The 23793-nt window shown below is 41.7% G+C and carries 17 protein-coding genes; 10 read left to right on the forward strand and 7 right to left on the reverse strand.

Annotated elements, in window-relative coordinates:
* Positions 1–21: 21 nt before the first annotated feature.
* Positions 22–1737, reverse strand: coding sequence for a D-lactate dehydrogenase (dld, locus tag OA79_RS00490; protein WP_063331275.1), 1716 nt, complete (start codon positions 1735–1737; stop codon positions 22–24).
* Between the two features lie 871 nt (positions 1738–2608).
* Here dld and OA79_RS00495 point away from each other — a divergent pair.
* Genes OA79_RS00495 through OA79_RS00505 form a run of 3 tightly spaced genes read left to right on the forward strand, consistent with a single transcriptional unit; the run spans position 2609 to position 7464 of the window.
* Positions 2609–3841, forward strand: coding sequence for a DUF6161 domain-containing protein (locus OA79_RS00495; protein ID WP_063331276.1), 1233 nt, complete (start codon positions 2609–2611; stop codon positions 3839–3841).
* 10 nt (positions 3842–3851) lie between these two features.
* Positions 3852–6095 carry an McrB family protein gene (locus tag OA79_RS18400; protein WP_063331277.1) on the forward strand — a complete coding sequence of 748 codons (2244 nt, stop codon included), beginning with the start codon at positions 3852–3854 and terminating at the stop codon, positions 6093–6095.
* A 10-nt stretch (positions 6096–6105) separates the two neighbouring features.
* A complete protein-coding gene (locus tag OA79_RS00505) occupies positions 6106–7464 on the forward strand; it encodes an McrC family protein (RefSeq protein ID WP_063331278.1) in 1359 nt (452 codons plus the stop codon).
* 103 nt (positions 7465–7567) lie between these two features.
* On the opposite strand, the gene OA79_RS00510 is transcribed toward OA79_RS00505, so the two are convergent.
* Positions 7568–8698 (reverse strand): NAD(P)/FAD-dependent oxidoreductase, encoded by a 1131-nt coding sequence (locus OA79_RS00510; RefSeq protein ID WP_063331463.1) that lies wholly within the window; start codon positions 8696–8698, stop codon positions 7568–7570.
* Between the two features lie 406 nt (positions 8699–9104).
* On the opposite strand from OA79_RS00510, the gene OA79_RS00515 reads away from it, so the two are divergent.
* The 6 genes from OA79_RS00515 (at position 9105) to OA79_RS00540 (ending at position 17196) form a co-directional block, all read left to right on the forward strand.
* The gene (locus tag OA79_RS00515) at positions 9105–9689 is read left to right on the forward strand and encodes a hypothetical protein (RefSeq protein ID WP_063331279.1); all 585 of its coding nucleotides are present in this window, start codon (positions 9105–9107) and stop codon (positions 9687–9689) included.
* Positions 9690–9821: 132 nt separating this feature from the next.
* The gene (locus OA79_RS00520) at positions 9822–11117 is read left to right on the forward strand and encodes an imelysin family protein (RefSeq protein WP_063331280.1); all 1296 of its coding nucleotides are present in this window, start codon (positions 9822–9824) and stop codon (positions 11115–11117) included.
* Between the two features lie 173 nt (positions 11118–11290).
* Positions 11291–12670, forward strand: coding sequence for a di-heme oxidoreductase family protein (locus OA79_RS00525; protein ID WP_063331281.1), 1380 nt, complete (start codon positions 11291–11293; stop codon positions 12668–12670).
* A complete protein-coding gene (locus tag OA79_RS00530; protein ID WP_063331282.1) occupies positions 12670–13728 on the forward strand; it encodes an imelysin family protein in 1059 nt (352 codons plus the stop codon). The genes OA79_RS00525 and OA79_RS00530 overlap by 1 nt, the downstream gene beginning before the upstream one ends.
* A 1-nt stretch (position 13729) precedes the next feature.
* A complete protein-coding gene (locus tag OA79_RS00535) occupies positions 13730–14833 on the forward strand; it encodes a DUF1513 domain-containing protein (RefSeq protein WP_063331283.1) in 1104 nt (367 codons plus the stop codon).
* A 110-nt stretch (positions 14834–14943) separates the two neighbouring features.
* Positions 14944–17196, forward strand: coding sequence for a GGDEF domain-containing phosphodiesterase (locus tag OA79_RS00540; protein WP_063331284.1), 2253 nt, complete (start codon positions 14944–14946; stop codon positions 17194–17196).
* Between the two features lie 271 nt (positions 17197–17467).
* On the opposite strand, the gene OA79_RS00545 is transcribed toward OA79_RS00540, so the two are convergent.
* From OA79_RS00545 to OA79_RS00560, 5 genes are all read right to left on the reverse strand, one after another.
* The gene (locus tag OA79_RS00545; RefSeq protein WP_063331285.1) at positions 17468–18787 is read right to left on the reverse strand and encodes an OmpP1/FadL family transporter; all 1320 of its coding nucleotides are present in this window, start codon (positions 18785–18787) and stop codon (positions 17468–17470) included.
* A gap of 798 nt (positions 18788–19585) precedes the next feature.
* Positions 19586–19741, reverse strand: a complete 156-nt coding sequence (locus OA79_RS18325; protein ID WP_197465327.1) for a hypothetical protein — start codon at positions 19739–19741, stop codon at positions 19586–19588.
* Positions 19742–19988: 247 nt separating this feature from the next.
* Positions 19989–20471, reverse strand: coding sequence for a hypothetical protein (locus OA79_RS00550; RefSeq protein WP_063331286.1), 483 nt, complete (start codon positions 20469–20471; stop codon positions 19989–19991).
* On the reverse strand, positions 20471–21178 hold the full coding sequence (locus OA79_RS00555; RefSeq protein WP_063331287.1) for a DUF3800 domain-containing protein: 708 nt from the start codon (positions 21176–21178) through the stop codon (positions 20471–20473). The genes OA79_RS00550 and OA79_RS00555 overlap by 1 nt, the downstream gene beginning before the upstream one ends.
* Before the next feature lie 242 nt (positions 21179–21420).
* The gene (locus OA79_RS00560) at positions 21421–22320 is read right to left on the reverse strand and encodes a LysR family transcriptional regulator (protein WP_063331288.1); all 900 of its coding nucleotides are present in this window, start codon (positions 22318–22320) and stop codon (positions 21421–21423) included.
* A gap of 367 nt (positions 22321–22687) precedes the next feature.
* Between OA79_RS00560 and OA79_RS00565 the strand changes: the two genes are divergently transcribed.
* Positions 22688–23761, forward strand: a complete 1074-nt coding sequence (locus tag OA79_RS00565; protein WP_063331289.1) for an aromatic ring-hydroxylating dioxygenase subunit alpha — start codon at positions 22688–22690, stop codon at positions 23759–23761.
* Positions 23762–23793 lie beyond the last annotated feature (32 nt).

The following is a 23793-nucleotide window of genomic DNA, read 5'->3' on the forward strand; positions in this document are numbered from 1 at the left end:
TTATAGAGGCTTGATATTGAATCACAATGGACTATTCGAATTATTCCAGTACTTTCCTTTTTCTGTTTTCCCAATCCCTGGATTTAAGCTGTTCGTCGGGTCGCTCTCTTGATAAAACTTTTTAAGTGGTTCTTTAGCTTTATACAACTGACCTACATTATGTTCAGCGGGATACTCCGCCCCTTTTTGGTCTAAAAAGGCCAACAACTGCGCCTTCACTTTTTCCGCATCGACCCCTTTTTTAAGGAAATAATCTTGATGCATAACGTGACACATGAAATGCCCCGTGTATAACTTTGTCTCGATCAAATTATCGATTTCAGGTGGCAATGTTTCAAACCAATCGGTTTCATTACGACGCAATGCAATATCAAGGGACAACAATTCCCCAAAGGTCGGATTTAACGCATAATAACGTTTCGAAGCGCCACCTGCGACAAAGCGATTCAAGAACGCACGCTTCCCTTCGTCATCGGAGCACTCGAAATACTCCCCCTCATGCTGATCAAAGAACTGACTAAGGTATTCTTTCGCTTCCTCTATCCCTTCATCAGACATTTGCAGCATTAAGTGATGCTCATATTCATCACGATAAACACGCATCTTCTTCGGGATATGATCTGGGAAGAGCCCAGCAATCGCTTGCAGCATTTTATCGGACAAGTTGTCTGGCAACATCGGCAGCTTATTGAAAAAGCGATCGACTTTATTTTTCAGTGAAAATAGCTTGGGCATATTTTCACTGCCCAACTTTTGAATAACGATAAAGGAGTCTTTGCCATACTTTTCACAAACGTCAAAATAACTACGATGAACATACTCCCCCGCAACGGGAAGATGCTTAAAACCGCTTAAAATATCTCGTCTTAAACTCGTGAGTGTATCGGTGTTATTGACGCCGATATAAAATACCTTTTCTTTCTTCACTTTAGGGAAGGTATCCAAACGAACGGCAAACACAATAAGCTTACCGGCACAGCCCGAAGTCTCGTATAATCGACGGCTGTCATTGTTAAAACGCGACGGCGTATCGGCATCGACATCTCGTACACGCTCTTGATACTCTTGGTCACTGGCCAAGCGCTCAGGATATTCTATATCGCTTTCTGTATAACGCCTGTTTTCTAACTTACTCAGTATCTCTTCTGGTTCCTCACCCAATTCAATGCCTAGATGATTCACTAAGGTTAGCTGCTGATTTTCATCAATACGGGCATACAAAGCTAATTCCGTATAAGCTGGGCCGCGTTGAAGCAAAGCGCCTCCCGAGTTATTGCAAACGCCGCCCACAATCGATGCTCCAATACACGAAGATCCGATAACAGAATGCGGTTCGCGATCATATTCTTCCAACGCTTTCTCTAATTCATATAAACGACTGCCTGGAAAGGAGACAACCTGCTTTCCCTCATTAATTAAATGCAGGGACTGTAACTGAATGGTGCTAATAATCACCACATCTCGATCATACTCTCCGTTCGGTGTTGATCCACCGGTTAAACCCGTATTCGCAGCTTGCATGATCATAATCACATCAGCCTCAACACAGATTTTTGCAACACGCCAAAGCTCGATGAGCGTGCTAGGGGTAATAACCGCTAAGACTTTTCCGTTTCCAAAACGAAAACCGGTCGCATAAGCCGCCGATTTTTTGGCATCGGTAATAACGTTTTTATCACCGACAATTCTTCGCTGATTGACTAAAAAATCCTTTGAATCAAAACTCATCTTTTTCATTGGGCTGCCCATATATAAACGCGAGATTTCATGGAAAAACAAAAGTAAGGAACCAACTATCCGTATATTCTAAATATTTTGTTGGTGATAACAGTATGTCAATGGATGCGGTAAGAATAATGCAGCGCCTTATTGGATACAAGGCAATCACAAGAACCAGAAAGTGATTGGAAATCAACGTAAAAGCGAAGCCAATATCAGTCAATCTTTGGCCGCTTCAAACGGCCTCAGAAATAAGTGGTGATCGAAGAATGGCCTCGTCATACCATGGGACAAGTTCAAACGAACCTACTTTGTGAGTAGTTCGGCGATCTAGTTACTGCCTAAGATCACTAGCAATAACAGGAATCGCAACTTCATCGCCTTTTGCTATTGAATATGAGAATAAGTCCCTGTCATGAGACAAAACTATTTTAAGCCTTCGAGTCTTAACCACGTTCTTGCTCACACTAGCATCATAAACTTCAAGTACTGTGGTATGGACTATCTTGCCAATATGCTCAATATTGGACAGCGAAATTTGCCTAGAATAATAGATAGTTATCCGCACGCTGAAACCGGTGGACTTGTTCGCACCTTCCTTAGTACCCTGTGGCTAATGCCCTAATTTTAAAAGGGAGTTCTTTGGTGTTTATAGAGGAAGCGGTGTACCAAACTTTCCACCAATGAGTACGTTTAAGGAATTTGACTTTATTGTTCTAACAATAGAAAAGCAGCAGTATATTTCGTTGGTAAGCAAAGTAGAACAACTAAAAATGAAAATTTAAAGCTCCTATGAGTTAATTGATTCAGAGTTTAACTCACTGAGTCAAAGGCTTTCGCTGGTGAACTATAGCTCTCAGCCTAAAACAAGAATACCAAGGACGTTGATATGTCAGAAGAAATTGAACAAGAAGAAACAAAATTAAAGCGCATCACCATCAAAACCGAAACAGGCAGCAAGTGGTTTGATGAGCCTGATAAGTTGTTGGCTTGGGTGCAACAACAACGTCAGCTGTATGGTTTTCATGGTAATGTCAGCCAGCGTTATCAAATGCAGCCGTTATTTAATACGTTTGATCAAAGTTGGAATAATTTACAAAAGCAAATCACCGATGGCTTGCGTCGATTTAAAAACGCCCCTGATAACTATAACAATCGGGTAGAGCAATTTAGTAATAGCTTTTCTTCTTATCTAACCAACAAGCAACTCTTTACCGAGGAAGCCACGTTTGCACCATTCGTGAAACGCCAAGCTGAAAAAAGTGCTGAATTGGGACTCGCTGCATTAGCCGTGGCTTTTGATGCTAATGTGTCGCCTGTTGATCGCAAAATGTATCAAGGTTTACAGCAAGCAGACAAGTATTTCGCGGGTAGTGATGATCGAAGTAAAGATGAAGCTGACTCATTGCAACAATTAAAAGAGCGTTGGGATGAAGAGCAAACCAATCAGCGAGACAATTGGATTAACGAGTATCAATTAAAAATTGATGAAGCTACACGTCAAAACTCAAAAGTTGATGGCTTAATCAGTGAATGGCAAGAAAAAACTGAAACGCAAACGGCAGATTTAGAAACGTATAAAGAAGAGTTTAAGAAAAATTTTAAAGAAGAACTCGCAAACGCAAAAACTGATTTAGAGAATCTCACACAAACCTACGATGACAAGTTAGCGCTGCACGCAGCAGTCAAATACTGGGGTATTCAACAAGATAGCCATAATGACAAAGCTAAGTTATACGCTAAGGCTTTAGGCGTAACGACAGCTGTTGTTCTGCTAACCATTATATTATTTGCAATATATGGCTTAGATAAGCCATTCAAGGAAGTGGCTGTTAGCCGCTTAGTAACCGCAGCAGCGATAACAACGTTTGGCATTTGGATAATTAAAGTAGTGGGCAATATATTTATGTCTCACCTGCACTTGGCGACTGACGCGCAAGAGCGCAGAACAATGATCCACACCTATCTTGCACTAACGCGAAAAGGCCAAGGACCCAAAGAAGAAGATCGACAACTTATTCTTCAAACCCTATTTAGGCCGAGTACAACCAATATGGTTAAAAATGACCAAGGTCCAACGCAGCTCGTTGATTTAATCAACCGCCTATCACCAAAGCAGTAAGGAAACTTCAATGGCAAGAGACTATTCAAAATATCAATTTAACGGACAGAAATTAGGCAAAAATAGATTGGTTCTTGAGGTTATAAAGCAATACGTAGACGATCAAAATCCTACTTATAAGGAGCTTTTGGATACATTTTCTGCTGACATACAAGGTTCACGAGGACTTTTTATTGAGAAGTCTAAGTATGACGCATTGCCTGAAGATGCAGATGATAAAAAACAAAATCGCTATTTTAAAAAAGTTGATGAGGTTATCGCACTTGCAGATAGAGATGTTTTAGTAACGACTCAATGGGGAGTGGATAATATTGCTCGGTTTATCAAAAAAGCAAAGAGCCTTGGTTTTGATATTAGTGAATCTACAAATAGTTACGACGATGTATACTGGTTTTTAGGTGCTTCATATGGTGGTGACGATGATCAAACAGAAAGGTTTTTGAGAGATGGGATTTGGCAGAATGGAACTGATGGAAAATTCACTGATAAAGTAAAAGAAATAAGAAGAGGAGACAAAATCGCCATTAAATCTGCCTATACACAAACTCATGGTTTGCCATTTGATAACAAAGGTAAAATTTCATCTGTGATGGATATTAAAGCGGTAGGTGTAGTCACTGAAAACTTGAATGATGGAAAGACATTAAAAGTAGATTGGCAAACCGACTTTAAAAAGCTTACTTGGTACATATACCAGCCTCGAATTTGGAAAGTTATCCCTAATAACAAAGAGAGAAAAGCTTTAGTTGATTTTACATTTAACGGTGCGAGACAGGACTTCTCAATATTTGTGAATTCAGATGATGAATTCGATGGTGTCTCTATGCCTTCGTCTTCCGCAGATTTGTCTTTAAACACTATTTTATATGGTCCACCAGGCACAGGAAAAACCTATCACTCAATTCAAGCGGCAGTAAAAGCGGCGGAACCTGAAATATTTAGTGCTCTTGGTATTGATGAAAGAACAGGTGCAACTCCTGAACAGCGAGCGGAATTAACTCGTCTTTACAAGGAACTCTATAATACAGGTCGCATAAAGTTTGTTACTTTCCATCAAAGTTATGGTTATGAGGAGTTCGTTGAGGGTTTAAGCGCTAAAACTGAAGGTGATCAACTTAGTTACTTTGAAAAAGATGGTGTGTTTAAGTCGTTATGTTTAGATGCCAAAGAGCACCAAATTGCAAAAACAAAAACGGTTGCAAGCACCTTTGAAGATAAATGGCAGGGGTTTTCTGAAGAGTTAGCTGAGGCTGATGACGGAATTAATATAGATACTTTAAGTAAGAAAACATACTTTACCATTACAGATATAACGAATAACACCATTCGATTTGATAAAAGCAAAGGCGCATCAGTTCATTCTTTAAGTGTTAAGACTCTACGCGCTGTTCATAACGGTGAAAAAGAAATTATAGGTGGATTGCAACCTTATTATGGTGCTGTTATTGAGTACCTTAATAGATTCAAAACACAAAATGATGCTTCTAAAAAAGAGCGTAAAAACTTTGTATTAATCATCGATGAAATCAATAGAGGCAATATATCAAAAATATTTGGTGAGCTAATCACACTAATTGAACCATCAAAACGTTTGGGGCAGTCGGAAGCTATCGAAGTGACCTTGCCGTATTCAGGGGATAAGTTTTCAGTACCCGATAACTTCTACATTATTGGCACGATGAATACCGCTGATAGATCTTTGGCCCTTATGGATACTGCACTTCGCCGCCGTTTTGACTTTGTTGAGATGATGCCTGATTACAATGTTCTACGTGATGAAGAAAGATTGTCATTTAGCATTGAAAGTGAAGATTTTGAAATAGATTTAACGTTGCTATTGCAAACACTGAACAAAAGAATAACAGCACTTTATGATAGGGAACATCAGCTAGGTCATGCGTTTTTAATGCCCGCTGTTAACTCGGTCCGTGATGGTGATTATGGTAAAGCGCTCAACGAGCTGAAGAACAGCTTTCAAAATAAAGTTATTCCATTACTGGCTGAGTACTTTTTTGAAGATTGGCAAAAGATCCGTTTGGTTCTTGGTGACAACCAAAAGCCAGACGCTTATCAACTTATTAAACAGTCAGATGTCGATTACGAGGTACTCTTTGGTGATACTGAGGATGTTGGTGACGTTGCCGATAACGTTCAGGACTATAGGTTGATTGAAGCTGATTCTAAGCTTTGGGCTAATCCTTTGACCTATATAGGCATATATAGCGCTGATAATTTACCAAAGGGTGAAGGTTAAATCGTTCAACATGATTAAGGGATTAAAACGACGACAAACGACTAACGTTACCGTATTTGAGTATGGACTCTTAAGTGCTAGTTCTAAAGCGGCAGAAAAAGATAATGTGGAATCAATATCGGAAGGTGCTTTTGAATATCTTAAAAAGTGTTGTTTATGTGATGAGTCGGAATCACGTTTTTTAAAGCTGAAAATTGCGCATGGCATGGAAGTTCTGCAAGTGCAAAATTACGCTGGTGTGGTTCTTTGTCCTGATGGAACGCAAATAGAAATACTCCCTAAAATTGCTAAAGCTAATAATCAGGAAAGTGCAGCCACAGAAGCACAAAAGTCTTTGTTAATGATGCTCAAATCGTTAAAGCAGTTCCGCCACATTGAGACTGAGGTTGCGAGCATTAAAAAACAAAAAATGCCGTTGATGGAAATATTCATCGCGCAGTTTTTAAATGCGGTAAATGTTCTTATTAAGAAGGGCATTAAAAGTGACTATGTTCGAGAGCAGACTAATAGTGCTTATCTAAAAGGCAAGTTACTACACAGCCAGCAACTTAAACACAACTTTATTAATCGCCACAAGTTTTACGTCGAATACGATGCTTATTTGATGGATAAAGCTGAAAACCGACTTATTCATTCAGCACTTAAATCGGTCGCCTCTTATACCAATGTGAACAAGAATAAGAAGCTATCTCAAGAGCTGCTGTTTGCTTTTGACGAGGTGCCTCTCAGTACAAACTACAAGAACGACTTTTCCAGTGTAAAACTCCAAAGAGGCATGCAGCACTATGACGTGCCGCTTAGTTGGGCACAGCTTATACTGGAAGGCTACTCACCTCAGTCAATGTTAGGTGAAAACAACGCTTATTCCTTGTTATTTCCAATGGAAGCCGTGTTTGAAAACTTTGTTGCTAAATACCTTAAGCAACGAGTGACTAGCCCTCAAAAATTATCTTCTCAAGTACAAAGCAAATCACTGGTAACTTATGGTGATAAGAGCTATTTCCGCCTCAAGCCTGATTTATATCTTAAAGATCTCATGGGTATGGATACGGTATTAGATACCAAGTGGAAGTTAATCAATCAAAATAAAAAAACGGGTAAAGATAAGTTTGGTTTATCCCAAGATGATTTTTACCAAATGCTCGGTTATGGCTATAAGTATCTTAACGGTGAAGGTAACTTGGTATTGATCTATCCGAAAACGGATATTTTTAATAAACCTTTTGAGCATAGCTTCAATTACGACAATGAAAACAGACTGAAATTAAAGGTTGTACCTTTTGACGTTAGTCCATACCGAGAAAGTAATAGTAATGAACGAATTGAGTTAAATTTATTAGGCGTTACTAATGTTGGATTGACTATTTAATTTGCTTCCATCAGTTAAAGAACAGGACCAATCTGTATACAAGGAGTTATCGCATCAACTATGTGCAAACCAAAAAATTAACACTTTAATTCCAACAATCCATCTAAACATACTGCCCAGCAGCGAAGCCACTACTCCAAGCCCACTGGAAGTTGTAGCCGCCCAGCCAACCGGTCACATCAAGGACTTCACCAATTAAGTAGAGACCTTTTTGCTTTTGCGATTCAAAGGTTTTGGAAGACACTTCGTTGGTATTGACGCCACCTAATGTGACCTCTGCAGTGCGATAGCCTTCTGTACCATTGGGCGCCACATCAAAATGGCTCAAGTATTGGAACAGTTGCTCGATTTGCTCATTAGACACTTGAGCAAACTTTTGGTCTAACCAAGGGAATGCTGCTTTTATTAAGTCGACCAATCGTTTTGGCAATTCGTTAGTCAGGTAGTTTTCCACTGTCTTTTTTGGTTGTTGATCCCGCTCTCTAACCAAGGTGTCTAGGCTGAGGTGTGGTGCGATGTGAATTTGCAAGTCTTCGCCAGGCTGCCAAAAATTGGTAATTTGTAATATTGCGGGGCCACTGACACCGCGATGGGTAAAGAGCATAGGCTCTTGAAACGCCATATTATTAGACGACGCTGTAATGTCGCAAGCAACACCAGATAAAGCAGCAAGCTGTTCTTTACGTTCTGGTTGAACCGTAATCGGTACTAGGCTTGCCCGGGTTGGTAAAACATCGTGACCAACTTGTTTCGCCATCTCATAACCGAACCCCGTCGCCCCCATGGTTGGAATCGACAAACCACCCGTAGCCACCACTAATGAAGCACAAGAGAACACACCTTGATTGGTCGTCACTACCGTCATGTCATCTTGATAATCAACGCTTAAAATACGCGTATTCAACTTCACTTCTGCACCAGACCATTCCAATTCCGTCAGCAGAATAGTCAGTAAGTCTTTTGCAGAATGCTCACAAAATAACTGACCTGGCGTTTTTTCAACATAATCTAAACCGTGGCGATCCACTAAATCGACAAAATCCTGCGGAGTGTAACGACGCAATGCTGAGATGCAAAAATGAGGGTTATCCGATAAAAAATGCTTAGGCGCGGCATCCATGTTAGTAAAATTACAGCGGCCTCCTCCTGACATGAGGATTTTCTTTCCTGGTTTATTCGCGTGATCAAGTACCAAAACATTTCGGCCTCGATACGCCGCCGTCGCGGCGCACATTAAACCTGACGCGCCTGCTCCAATTATGATCACATCTCGCTTATCCACAACCTACCTCACGTTAATTTTGGCTGCATTATAGAGCCTTAGCCATATTTTTTCATTGCTTACTCAGTCCCTCGTTAAAAAATAGACAAAATTTTATTGTGCTTTTTATTTTCCACAGAATCCGTGAAGAAGCTTGTGGGAAGATTGTTTTTTTCTATATTTTTCAATCAATTACACAAAATCAAACCTTTTTTATTTTTTCTTTACAAAAAAGGCAATAAGACAAAAGCAAGTGTTTTTTTAAAAAAATTAAAATTCCCTCATTCTGAGGCTTTACAAATAAACTGTATACTTATACAGTACTGTACAAACAAACAGTAAACATTCATATTCTTAACACGAAAATAAGGATTTGGTTATGATCAAGCGCTTTGCTTCTGCCCCTAGCCTTCAAAAATTGGCTCTATTAGGAGTTGCTGTCCTCGCTCTGTACGCCCCAGTAAAAGATCTTATCGATTACACGGGCACCTTGTTTGCTAAACAAAACATCCAGATAGTCGATGTCTCATTTGGTGCGAACATGCCATGGCAAAAAAGTCAGGGGCGTTATTTAAATGTCAGTAACAACGCTCAAAACAGCCTTTCACGAGCGCAAGTTATTTACACCAAATTGCGTTTCGAAAACCCCACATCCGAACCACAAACCTACCGTAAGATTTGGCTTAATTTTTCCCATGACAATGGTGATCTGGAATACACAACAGACTATACGCTTTACAATAAAGAGACTCGTCAACGCTTAATTGGTCAATCTGTACAAGTTGGCCCACACAGTTCTGTCGATGTCATTGCAGCTTATCGATTTATTCCAAGCTACAAACATAAATCCCCTGTCAGCATGAGTGTTTCTTGGGAAGGTAAAAGCGTGTTACGCGAAAAGGCATGCGAATACGATTTAGCTAAGACAGCCGAAAACGCTTTTTATCATCAATGCGGGCTATAAGCGGAATTTATTACTTAACTAAGTGGTTAACATTAAAATACAAATTACGTAAAAAGCATGTAAAAGCACGCATTGATAATCGTTTTCATTTCAAATATAGTGTTGCACACAATTCAATATTGGAGCATCAAAATGAAACGATTACTGACCCCCGTTGCGGTTTGTGTAGCAGGTGCGCTACTAACAGCATGTGGTACAACCAATCTTAAAAATGATTCCGCTTCTGTCACAGCAGATTCAGTTGTGACACATTACGCAGACATTGCTGAAGCCATTTATGGTGACTCTTTATCTACTGCGCAAGACCTTCGCACATCAATTAATCGTTTCCTAGACAACCCTACCGAAGCCAATTTAACAGCGGCTCGTACTGCTTGGGTAGCTTCTCGTGTTCCTTATCAGCAAAGTGAAGTTTACCGTTTTGGTAATGCCATCGTTGATGATTGGGAAGGCAAAGTTAATGCTTGGCCACTAGATGAAGGCCTAATCGATTATGTATCAACCAGCAGTTACGGTAGTGAATCAGACCTCAATCCGCTTTACACTGCCAATGTCATCGCTTCTAAGAGCTTAGTGATTGGCGGCCAAACCGTTGACACAAGCAAGATCACACCAGAACTTATTGCTGAATACTTGCAAGAAGCCGATGGTGTAGAAGCCAACGTCGCCAGCGGTTACCATGCCATTGAGTTCCTACTTTGGGGTCAAGATTTACACGGCACTAACCCAGGTGCAGGCGAGCGTAAAGCCACTGACTTTGACCTAAACAATTGCACCAATGGTAATTGTGATCGTCGTCGTGAATACCTAACTGCGGCAACAGATTTGCTAATTTCTGACTTAGAAGAAATGGCTGATAACTGGAAACAAGACGGCGCAGCACGCCAAGCCTTATTGGATCAGTCTACGGAAGAAGGTCTTTCTACTATCTTAACCGGTATGGGCAGTTTAGCTTACGGTGAGTTGGGTGGTGAGCGTACGAAATTGGGCTTGATGCTACATGACCCAGAAGAAGAACATGATTGCTTCTCTGACAACACTCACTGGTCACATTACTACGATGCGAAAGGCATTAAAAATGTTTACCTAGGTGAATATCAACGTGTTGATGGCAGCTGGGTTAAAGGCGCTTCTTTATCACAACTAGTTGCACAGCAAGATATCGCGCTAGACAGCGACATGAAGCAAAAATTGGAAATGACAGAAGACGCAGCGCAAGCGATGGTCGATGCCGCTGCGCAAGGTCAAACCTTTGATGTTCTGATTGCAATGAACAACACACAAGGCAACCAGTTGGTTCAAGATTTTGTTGATTCCCTAGTGCTAGAAACCCGCGTAACGGAAGAAATCATTCAAACACTTGATCTACAAGGCATTGCATTAGAAGGTTCTGATAGCCTTGACAACCCAAGTGCCGTATTCGAATAATACCACTGGTATAGAAAAGTCCTAACGCGATAACGAAAGACAGTCGCGTTATAATAGGGAAGGTGTGAAATGCCGAGTCATAACAAACTCGGTATTTTGCCCCTTCCCTTTTACATGTATAGGGTTACAAGACGTTTGTGTTAATGAGTCAATGAATGGTGTTTGCCTAACCTATGACCAGATCGAAAAATGAAAACTTGCTCATGTTCGCTGGCCTTTTCGCCAGTTTTTTGGGTTTTACCAATATGTCGGTTGCCAGTGAATATTCACAGCCACTGCCTAGTTTATCAGCAGAAGAAAAGCTGGAATTCCGCATTGGCGAAGGCGTGTTTCAGAAATTTTGGGTTCCCTCTCCCTCCTCCACAACCGCCAGTGATGGTTTAGGGCCACTGTACAACACTCGCTCCTGTAACAATTGCCATGTCAACAACGGTCGCGGCCATGCACCAGAAGCCCATGTCAGTGGTGCGACGATTCCCTCGTTTATGGTTCGTTTTGGCAAGCGCTATCCAGACTCAATGCAGCATCACGATGGCATCTTCCCGAGTGTTGGCGACGCTCATTATGGCGGGCAGCTTCAAGGTCAAAGTGCCAACGGCACTCTGCCGGAAGGCGACTTTCATCTTACCTATCAAACTCATGTCGAGGTCTTAGCTGACGGCCACCAAGTATCACTTAGAAAGCCCGTTCTGCACTGGGGCAAATTGCATTATGGTCCTTTTGAAACCGATACCGGCTTTACGCTACTTAACACCCCGTCACTGGTTGGTATGGGACTACTCGACAATATTCCTGCCCCATACATAATCGCCAATGCCGACCCAGACGATACAGATCAAGATGGCATTAGCGGTAAAGTCAGTTGGATACCGGGGCAACACAAACCCGTTGTTGGTCGTTTTGGCTATAAAGCCTCTACACCCAGCGTTACCGCGCAGAATCAGCTCGCATTTAATACGGATTTAGGATTATCCACCACACTATTTCCTGCACCTTCAGGTGACTGTACCGCATTACAACTAGAGTGCTTAAACAGCCCAAATGGCAATAGCCCTCATCTGGATAATCTCGAGGTCGACAAACAACAATCTCGACTGGTCGATTTGTTTGTTTCCTTAGCCGCGCCACCCGCCATGCGAAATTTATCTGAGCCTGATTTCCTAGCAGGAAAAGACATTTTCATCGATTCTGGTTGTGCCAGTTGCCACACTCCAAAAATGGTCACTGGCAATGATTCACCGTATTCTGTCTTAAAAAATCGCACTTTTTACCCTTTTACCGATATGCTTCTTCACGATATGGGGGCAGAATTACGTTCGGGGTTTCCCGTTTACTCCGCCGAACCTCAAGAATGGCGAACGGCTCCCCTTTGGGGCATTGGCTTATCTGACAAGGTATCGGGGCGAGTGGGCTTTCTTCATGATGGACGGGCTCGAACGATCGAAGAGGCCATACTATGGCACGGCGGTGAAGCCCAATCGAGCCAGCAAGCTTACAAACGTTTAAGCAAAGAATATCGCCAAAAACTCATTTATTTTCTGGAGTCGTTGTAATGAAGTACCTTCCAAAAATCATGGCCGTTGCGATTAGCGCCAGTGCCCCTTTACTAGGCTTTGCAGGACAATGGCAAGGCCCTCTAAATGGCATTATTTCTGACGTTATTCGCAGCGGCTATGACTCTTATGCTGTTTCTGCTAACACACTCGCTCAACAAGCCACGCAATTATGCAGCGTTCCGAGTAAAGCGAACCAAGCTGAGACGCAAACCGCTTTCCAAAAAAACGCACTCGATTGGCAGCAAGTACAATGGTTAAACTTTGGCCCTGTCACTTATTTCATGCGTTATTATGCATTTGAATATTGGCCAGACAAAAAAGGCGTCACTCAGCGCCAATTACGAGCGCTGGCTCAGCAAAACCCAAGCGTGATGGAAACGCCTAAATTTTGGACATCAGCCAGTATTGCTGTACGTGGTCTGACCGCCATAGAAAGTCTTTTGTATCACCCAGATTTTTCTCCAATGGCCACTAAAGACCACTGTCATTTATTAGAGAAAGTGACAGAGCATCAATTTAGCAGCGCCAACGCTGTGGCCAAACAGTGGCAAGACAGTCGAGCGCAGGACTGGGTATTTGCAGAAGATGGCGCGGAGTTCGATGCAGAACACGCTGCACTGGAGCAAGTACTACAACAGTGGCTTGAGCACATGTCTGCCGTGAAAGACGCCAAATTGGAAACACCGATTGGCTATAAAGGCCATGAGAATCTAAAACTGGCGGAATTTTATCGCAGCAATCTATCATTAGCGTCTATTCAAGCCAATTTATTGTCTTATCGTAAAATTTATCATGCCGGTCAACCTTCCCTGTACGACATTGCACAGCAACAATACCCTTCATTAGCCAATCAACTTGAAAAAACGTTAATCAATAATCAAAAACTGGCTCTGCAACTGCCAGCGGATTATTTCCAATCTGGCTACTCAAAAACACAACGCATTGAGATGGCGACACCACTGATCAAATCCATTTCGGCTAGCCAGAGCTATTTAACCCAACTGGTCACTCAACTTGGCTTCCAGATTGGCTTTAATAGTCGCGATGGAGATTAAGATGTTATCTCGACGCCGTTTTTTAGCTCTGAGCGGGGCGCTTGCTAGCGCGCCGTCTTGGGCTGCAATTGCCGTCTCTGATGATAAAAGCTTATTTGCTTCGGCTTTCTCACAGAGCAAATCAGAGCATTTTTTTGGCCTATTCAACACCAAAGGTAACCTTGTTTGGCAAACTAGATTGCCGGATCGCGCTCACGCACCGGTTGTCCATCCAAACCAAGCCATTGTTGGCATTGTGGCTCGACGACCGGGTTTTTTTATCGATTTTTTCAATGTCGCAAGTCATGACAAAATCCTGCGAATTGAACCAGAAAAAGACCATCATTTTTATGGTCATGCACTCTTTACCCGTGATGGTCAACGCTTAATCACGCAAGAAAATCACTACCCTTCTGGTGATGGTAAGGTGTTTATACGCGAATGGCCAAGCGGCCACATTTTAGACGTGTATTCCAGCCACGGCATTGGTCCTCATGAAGCGGTTTTACTCAATGACGACGTGCTGGTCATTGCCAATGGTGGCTTAAAAACTCATCCAGACAATGATCGCCAAGTTCTTAATCTGGATACCATGTCACCAAATGTGACCTATTTATCATTAAAGGATGGCAAACCATTAAACCAAGCCTCCAACGCCAAAGAGTTACATCAGCTGAGCATTCGTCACTTAGATGTTAATCAACATGGTACGGTGGCACTTGGTTTTCAATATCAAGGTCCATTATGGGACCAAGTCCCCTTGGTTGCCTTATCTCGCATTGATCAACCCGAGTTAGATTATTTACCCATCCCAGAACAAGTAAGAGCCCGTTTTAAACAATATTGCGGTAGCGTGTGTTTTGATCAGTCTGGTGACGTATTGGCCATTAGCACCCCTCGCGGCGGTTTTGTCGCCTACTGGCACGTGGACACGAAAACCTTTTTAGGCATTGATAATTGCCGTGACGTTTGCGGTTTGGTTGCCCATGGCAATGCACATGAATTTATTCTGACAACGGGGACAGGCAATCAATATGTCAGCAATCCAGTCGGTGAACACATTAATTTGATTAAGAAGCACCCAACAGTTCACTGGGACAACCATTTACGGCAAATTAATACATAATTATTTAAATATAAACCATTTCTTGCATGGTCAAAGTCAGTATTTTTCGGTAATGTCTAGAACAAGCCCTATTATGTGGCTTTTTTCTTTTTACATTATGAAGTTGATTAATGTTGATAGACTCTCTTAAGCAGTATTTTTTTATCGATTCGGATCACACCAGTGGACAGAGCGAGGGCTCTTTTCAACTGAGCATACTTCGAATCCTGATTGCATTGACCATCAGTATTTTTTTCATTTCGGAGTTACACTCGCTGTTTACCCATGGTGAGCTTTTCTTCTTTGAAATGAATAGCTTATATTTATGTGTGTTGTTTGCACTGCTGTACTTTAGTAAAGACCACTCGCAAACTGGCGCTTTCTTGTTCGTCTTATCGCTTATTCTTGTGAGCGGTATTATGTTGTTCACCAACCCAGAACAAGAGTCTGAGAAGTACGCCCTTATTGCGCTGTATTCCATTCCATTAATTACTCGACTACTGTTTAGCTTTAAAGCTTCTTTAGTGGTGATGGCCCTCAATTTCGCACCATTTTATTTCGTCACCACACAGTGGTTAGACAGCTTACCTTCTAATGAGTCTTCTTCATTTTATTTCCAATTGCTAACCTTTATGACACTGAATATTGGCTTGCCCTTGGCCGTTTCACAAATCATACATTCGTTAGAAAACCACAGTGCTCGTATGCGAGCCTTGTACCGCAAGCTCAACGAAAACTATCTGTTGTACGAAGAATTCTTTGAGAATACAGGCACGCCCACTCTGTTGTGTGATCAGCGCGGCGTGTTGATAAAAGCGAATCAATTCGCTAAAAAATTACTCGGTCAAAAAGACAGCACCGCATTTTCCGGTACTCGAATGGGTGACTGGCTCTCTCCCCTTAATAATGAGTCGAAGCTCTTCTGGCAATCTAACAAAGCCGAATGCACACTCAAGCATGACACCGACACGCACATTCAAGTTCGTCGCGCTTCTCTCACTAATCATGGTCATTATATTTTACACTTGGATAATATGACCGAGTTTCGCGCCATTCAGCAGAAACTAGAAAGCTCTCAGCAAACCAACAGCCGACTCGCGCACTTTGATCTACTAACCTTGCTGCCTAATCACTTAAACTTTTGCCGCCAGGTCAACATGAAGATTAATGAGCAAGAGCATCACTTAACCGGCGCTATGTTTATTATTCGTATCAGTCAGTTCAAACTACTCAATAAGCAATACGGCAAAGACAATGCCAATAAAATCATTCTCAACTTTTCCAAATCCCTACAGAGTAAGCTCTCAAATCAAGCCATTGTGGGTCGTCTTCGCGGTATAAAATTTGCCTGCTTTGTGCCTCTAAGCCAAACGCATTTGATCCAAAAAAACCTGACAACCTTAATCCAGTCTTTATTACCAGCCCAGCTGATGCTCGATGGTCAGAAACTCAATATGGATTACCAACTCGGCATTTCTTATTACCATACCGATGGCAAAACAGCTGAAGAATTATTAGAACACTGTGAAATGGCATTAGAATATTCCACCAGCACAGATAAGTTTTCTTTTTACAACCACAGCCTAGAAAGCAAACTGGTCAGAGAACACAATCTAGGCTTAAAGCTTAGTGCCGCCATTAAAAATAAAAACATTGATATTTGGTTGCAACCTCAAGTCAGCGCAAATGGCGAGGTCCGCTCCTTTGAAGCCCTTGCCCGCTGGAATAACGAGGGAGAGTTTGTTTCCCCAATGGTGTTTATCAAGCTGGCTGAAGATTTAGGCATGCTGCCATTATTGGCTGAAAACCTCGTCAGAGAACTGGTCGATACCCTGACTGTTTGGCATAAAGAACACATCAGAACGCCCATTGCACTAAACTTAGCCGGACAGGAACTGATGAATGACGCGTTTTTTGCTTTATTAATGACCCTGATTGCAGACAATCCTTGGTTAAGAGACATGTTGGAGCTAGAGATCACAGAAACCAGCTCGGTCATGACCCATCCATTGATACATAAACGCTTACGCAGTTTGTCGCAATATGGCTACTCCATTGCCATTGATGACTTTGGAACAGGCCAAGCCTCTCTTGGACAATTGGTCGACATTCCGGCCAACATACTGAAAATTGACCGTCGCTTTGTGTCACCCTTACCGCAAGACCAACGACATGTTGATATCGTCAAATCCACCATCCAATTAGCTAATTCACTTAATATGCAAGTCGTTGCGGAAGGCATTGAAACCAAAGAACAAGCAACTCTGCTTATTGCCCTTGGCTGCCATACCCTACAAGGCTATTATTACGCCAAGCCGTCACCGCTTTCGGACTGGACAGCCAATGGCCACGAAAAAGCCAAACAACATAGAATGGTGTATTAATCCGCCATCTAACACCGCATCCTTTACCACTTCATTCATACCATCATCAGACACATCTGCCTTTAACTAAGTACTTATTCGCTTAGCCTCTCAGCACAGAACGATCACATCTTCCTAGCAAAATACAGAGTCACCTCTTCACCAAAGACTTTCCATTTATCTATGTAAAAATAATCATTGAATCCAATAACAAGACCATGACTGACTAAATTCAGAGCAAAAAAAACCAGAGCCTAGGCTCTGGTTTTATATTGAGTAGAATCAATGCAGATTAGAACGCCATGCTAACAGACGCGGAGAAAACGTTTGCAGAAGATTCATAGTCTGCGTTTAATGTACCACGCCCCTGATCCTCTTCACCCGAGCCAGTGAAATCACGATCGACAGATACATCTTCAATCATGACATGAGTGAAAGCAAAGCTTGCCGAGGTCATATCGTTGAAGTCATAAGTTGCACCAACTGAGATCCACTTACGATCGCCATCTGGCGTACGCGCTGAGCGGTATTCATCCGTCACAGGGGAATTATCCATTGCAATACCAGTACGTAGGGTTAACTTATCAGAGTAAACATAGTTTACACCGGCAGAATACATCCACTGATCTTCAAAGCCGAAAGTTAACACTGAATTTGGCTGATTACTATCAAAATCAATGTTGATACCATCCATCGAGCCCCATCCAGTACGAATAGCAGAAAGACCAAGCGTCAATTTATCGGAAAGGTCATGCTCGACACTCAAAGTTAATACTGATGGAAAAGTAATTGAGTCAGTAACATCTGCATCAACAGTACCAACACCAGCCACAATAGCAGCAGGCACATCAGAATATTTAACATCACCCTCAAAATCGAAATCAACTTCGCTTCGATAACCCGCACCGAGTCTAGTCCCTTTAACGGGCTCAAACATTACACCTAAACTAAAACCTACACCTGTTGCGTCTGCTTCAATACGACCAATTCCTTCGGTCCCACTAAAACCAACTGCAGACTCAAGTACGACTTCGGCTTGATGAAGTTGTAAACTTGCACCAACAGAAAGTTTTTCGGATACTCGATGTGCTAAAGCAAAACTCAGAGCAATATCTTGAATGCCTGTTTCAGTCGCATGGAAACGTCCGGCCCACTCTTGACCATAGTCACCAGACAGACCAAAAGGAACATTTAATGAAATACCAGCAACCGTTTTATCAGATATTGGCTTAGCAAAATAGAGAGAAGGCACTAAGGTATCATCAACAGAATCCTGAGTAACACCATCAGAGGATATATCTTGCGAGGGAAGCCCCCCTGAAGTATAAGTAAATCTTGCATCTTCTGCTGAATTTAAATCCACATCCATACTCGGCATAACATAAGCACCAGAGGCCATGAATGTCGTACTCTCAGCATTTGTAAACAGCGCAGGGTTCCAGAAGCTAAAAGAAATGTCACTAGTCGAAGCGGCAGCACCAGCAAGCGCTGCACCAGAAGCGGTCGCACTGTGGTCGTTTAAAGCAAAACCAGCTGAATAGGCACTGGACGCTGCTGCAACGGATACGGCAACAACACTTGCTTTAAACAAACCTTTAGATGAGGTAGTCATAATAATCTCCATTATTATTTTTATTGGAATATACGATTGATCACTTTATACGTTTCTATTATAGAGTCCCGTCTCATGATATTACCAGCATGTATTTCATGCGCAATACAATATGCAAAAAATAACTTCGAAACATTACGTTTAGACACATAAAAAGCCACTCACAACAGATGAAGTCAGATCGTAAAGTATAGACCTCATTTCTTAGACTAAACATGGTAAATAAGTTCCGTAAAAAGCCTACCTGCGGATGGCTTCATGGTGTCTTGCTTCCCTTATAAAATCAAAAATGGCTCAGCGGGCTTTATCCGCGCCGTCGCGATTTTTGACTAACAGCCGCTTATCAAAAACGCTCTAAGTAAAAGTACTCTCTAAGCAAAGCATAAAATAAAAAACACGGTAAACCACAAAAGGTAGACCGTGTTTTTTTATGCCCGCATATCAGCGCTTAATATCATCACATTCCCCTGCCATATGACCAGCACATCCAGTAACAAACGGGGAATAAAATAGCTGGTGCATATTTTTGATGACAAGGCATTGATAGAGAAGAGTCTTTTCAGAGCTTTGTACTAACTTACAAATGTAAAATGGGAGGATATGAGAGCGTTTTTATAGCAACCGCGCGGTGTTTGTGAAAGGCATAGATGTGAGTTACTACTACGAAGGCTACAGCGAATTTAAAATCGAAGAGCTCTAACAGCACAAAGAGCGAAAGCCCTTTCTTGCCTTAGCACAATCAATTTTACAAACTAAAAAGCCGCTGCTAAGCGGCTCTTTTCTAAATAATACCGCCATTTATTGTGGCATTTTCTTAGCTTTTTCAAGCATTTGTTGCTGCTCTTCAATCGCTTTTTTTGCGATCCTATCAAAAAACTGGCGCTTTTCAGCAGACTTAGCATGTCGGAAAAAATCAGAAAAAGGCGTCGATTTCACTTTTTCTTTTTTGATCATTAGCATTTTTCATCTCCTTAACTATCGTAAACCTACAATAGCCTCTAATTGCTCACGATTGTACTTTTTGCGCAAAACTTTACTGATAGTTAATTATCAAGAAACACACGTCCCATCCTGCTTAAAACGAATTACTTGCAAATATTGACTCATATAGCTAAGATTCACACATCTCATCTACCATGTGTAGAAGGAGTTACGACACCGTCCTCGTAAGAGGACGAGGTCAGCTTTTCTTAGTTGCTTCCTATACATTATCTTTATTTCGTTCCCAACGTTTATTGTACTTCCTTCTTTCATGTTCACGCTCAACATAAAATGCAGTCCAAGGCAGAATATAATCGCCTCTATCATCTAGTACAACCAAATATCCTTCTTGCTCATACCAAATATGAATTCGCTTATTTTTACCTTTTAGCTCAGCCCACACTTTTAAAGATGAATGTTGATCGTTTTCAATAATTGGCTTTGGCCAACGAATGCGCTCGCAACGACGAAAATCAGGTATTCTTTCACTTTCATCATCCCCCGTACTAGTCATATGCCAGAAAGTCGCAGACTTTCCATCATATTCAGGGTAACGCTTTAGCCCTAACCTAACGCCACGAAAAATAGGCTTTGATATGACAAAATCTGCTTTAAAATATGTATAGATAGCGTTTAAATAACGATTCCAATCTCCATCGTAATCATTAAATAAGACCAAATCTGGCAGCCATGCCCGTGTCATTAGGAAACTCCCTGTCCATTCCAAATTAAAAGATTAAACTTACTTTCTCTAATCAAAGTATTGCGCGTTAATTGATAACCACTACGCTCTTTAATTCTTGATATTAAATCAAGCTTCGCTTGATTCGTTGTGAGGCCTCGATGTAAATAGGCTAATGCACCTATCAACAAATCTGCCAATTGAAGCTGTTCTGCTTCATGAGAATGAATACGCTGCATTTTTTCTATCATATGCTGAGAAAAATCATAATGGCTATTGCAAACAACATCGTGCAACTTAGCAATTTTTTCATGACCCAACGTATCTTTAATATCAATGTAGACACGGTATTTTGATTCTGGATCAAAAATACTTTTCAACATAACAAAGTACATTTTGTAGTACCAATCATCATGAGTTTGACCAAAACTATGATGATTAAGGACTGTTTTATCAGGTACGACTAAACCTCTAAAGTGACAATCATCGTCATCAAAAAAGTAATCAATGACATCAAGATAAAAGTCCAACCTTCCTTTACTTACCTTAGTCCATTTAATTTCAAAATCTGCTGACAATCCATGTTTTACCTTAATCTCTCGAAGCCGTTTGGATATTTCAACTCGTTTGGTCACAGGACACCAAAGCGCCCCCAACGTCATCACGTTAATGCCATCATTTTCTAAGTGACAAGATTCATCACAATAAACATTATAAAGTTCGCTCATAGAAACCCTCCTTGGTTACAAAGCCTGTGCCACCAGCGTGTCCGCGAGGTGCCATTGTGTTTGTTTGATCTCGGTTAACTGGTCGCCATCCATCAAGAACAGCTCAATCGTTTTTGCGTATTGCTTGTTGTTCATCTTATCTCCCTGATAAATGCTTAAGCCCGATACTTTTTATAGTTTTCCGCTTGTTCCAATACGTTTTGTGGTTAACTTTGTTTAGTCTGGCGACGATTACAAGCACCTTAAATCGTCTTGGCAACGTCTACAATGAGTTTTCGTAACCAAGTCAGTCCTACGTCGTTCTCGCGATTACGATGGTACTGCATGGTTTGCGTTAACATAGGAATGCTCATGGGCGGTTCCAGAATTTTAATGGGCAAGGATTTACGCACTATATTCGCGAGCCGGCTATGGACCGTTGCGATACGCTGAGTGCCTATGATCAGCACTGGCGGCGCCAGTAAATTGGTGGTGGTAATTTCGATTTTTCGACTGACGCCATAATTATTCATAAACCAGCCATCAAAGGCTGGTGACTGCTGCTTGCCATAACTCACCACAACATGGCCAGCGGTTTGGTAGTCTTCAAAGGTGATTTTGTCACCAATTGAGGTATTGCCTTCCCAGCAAATGCATTTATACCCTTCTTGATATATTTCATCGTACGGGTGATCTTCCAAAGCAAATTGGCGTGGAATGAATATTAGATCAACCCCGCCTTTGTCGAGTAGCTCAGTCTCGCTGGTTGCCAATAATTCTAGACGTATATTAGGCGCTTCTTGAGCCAGCAAACTAATGACTTTCGTGATTAACACCATGGTCGTCAGCTCTGAGGCGACAATTTTATAACAGCGATCATCCGTTGTTGGGTCAAATTTCGGTTGATTAATGATGGTGTTTTCCATCTCAACAAGAATATGCCTAACGGGTTTTGCTAGGCTTTCCGCTAATTGTGTGGGAACCAAATCTCGCCCCACCAAGACAAACAATTCATCGTCAAAGTATTGTCGTAATCGCGACACGGCGGAGCTCATGCCCGATTGGCTCAAATGAATACGCTCGCCAGCACGGGTAATATTTCGCTCCGTAATAAGCGCGTCCAACGCGACCAATAGATTTAAATCAAGACCTCTAAAGCGCATATTTTCCACCATCATTTTTATCGTTATATAGGGATCTAATTAATCTATTTTAAAGATGCCTTTGCGTCAATGCGTACCGTCTTTTTAACTGATTTTTGGAGCAATGCTGTGAAGCTGGTGCCTAGCGACCTTGATCTAGTATTGAATTTATCGATACCAACCAACGCTGTTAAGGATTGGTGCATCGTGATTTGCATTGCTATATTGCTGAAAAATCACATATGGCATTAGGAAAAGTAAGGTTATCGCATTGCCACCATGTCTAACATGGGCCTCCCATTTCATATGTGACTTTTTCTTGGTCAGGTCACTCCGGGCAGGAAGTCGCCACCGATATTATAAAAATAAAGACAGGAATATTATCATTATGTATCCATTCAAATATAAACAATCTATCGTGAAAAACCGTTGGTACATGGCCGCGTTCTCGACTGAGATTACCCGTGAGCCAATGGAACGCACCATGCTTAACAAGCCAGTTGTTATGTATCGTAAAGAAGATGGAACACCTGTGGCCATGTATGGACTCTGTCCGCATCGCTATTTGCCTTTAGTAGAAGGACGAGTAGAGGGCGATGCCATTGTATGTGGTTATCACGGTTTTAAATTTGCCGATAACGGCGATTGCATTGATATCCCCTCACAAGACAAAGTCACTGGAAAAATGTGTCAGCCAGTGTATAAACTTGTTGAACGTGGCCCAATATGCTGGATTTGGATGGGTGATGAAGACAAATGTGACACAGATTTAATACCACCTTATGACGATTTTGGTTTGGACCAGCCAGGCTGGGATTTCCATTCGGCAAACTACTTTCACATTGATGGCCGCTCGCAATTATTGGTTGATAACTTAATGGACCTTACCCATTTGCCGTATGTTCATCATCATGTTGATGGTAAGGATGCGATGGCAAAAATTCCATTGGTCACAGAAGAACACGAAAGAAGCTACCGTGTTCTGAGACATGGTAAAGCACCTTGGAATGACTACTTCAAACTGGTGTTTGGTCCAGAAGCACAATTTGAAGGTTTGTGTGACTTCTCCATTCGAAGTGATTTCTACGGACCTGAATTTATTTCAACCAGCCTCCCTATTATCTCAGCGGTTCCAGGTAAAACAGAAGTTCCTAAAGAACTGGGCACCTTGATGATTCTCCATGGCATCACCCCTGAAACCGATAACACGACGCATTATTTTGGTTTTTCTACGCGTAATTTCCGACTCGGCGATGAAGCATTGGATAATTTCCAACTCGCAGCCGATCAGAAAATTCGTGGCCAAGACGTTGTAGCAATTAATGCCGTGGAAAAACGATTGGATTTTGCCGTAACACAACAACGAGAATTATTGGTTGCGGCAGACAAACCCGCTGTGCAAGTACGCCGAAAAATTGAAGCTATGCTGGCTGTGGAAGATGCACCTTTAGAAGAGGCCTAACCGCCATATCAGTGACCGATGACACCTTTTAT

Source organism: Marinomonas sp. TW1, assembly GCF_001625355.1.
Classification (GTDB): domain Bacteria; phylum Pseudomonadota; class Gammaproteobacteria; order Pseudomonadales; family Marinomonadaceae; genus Marinomonas.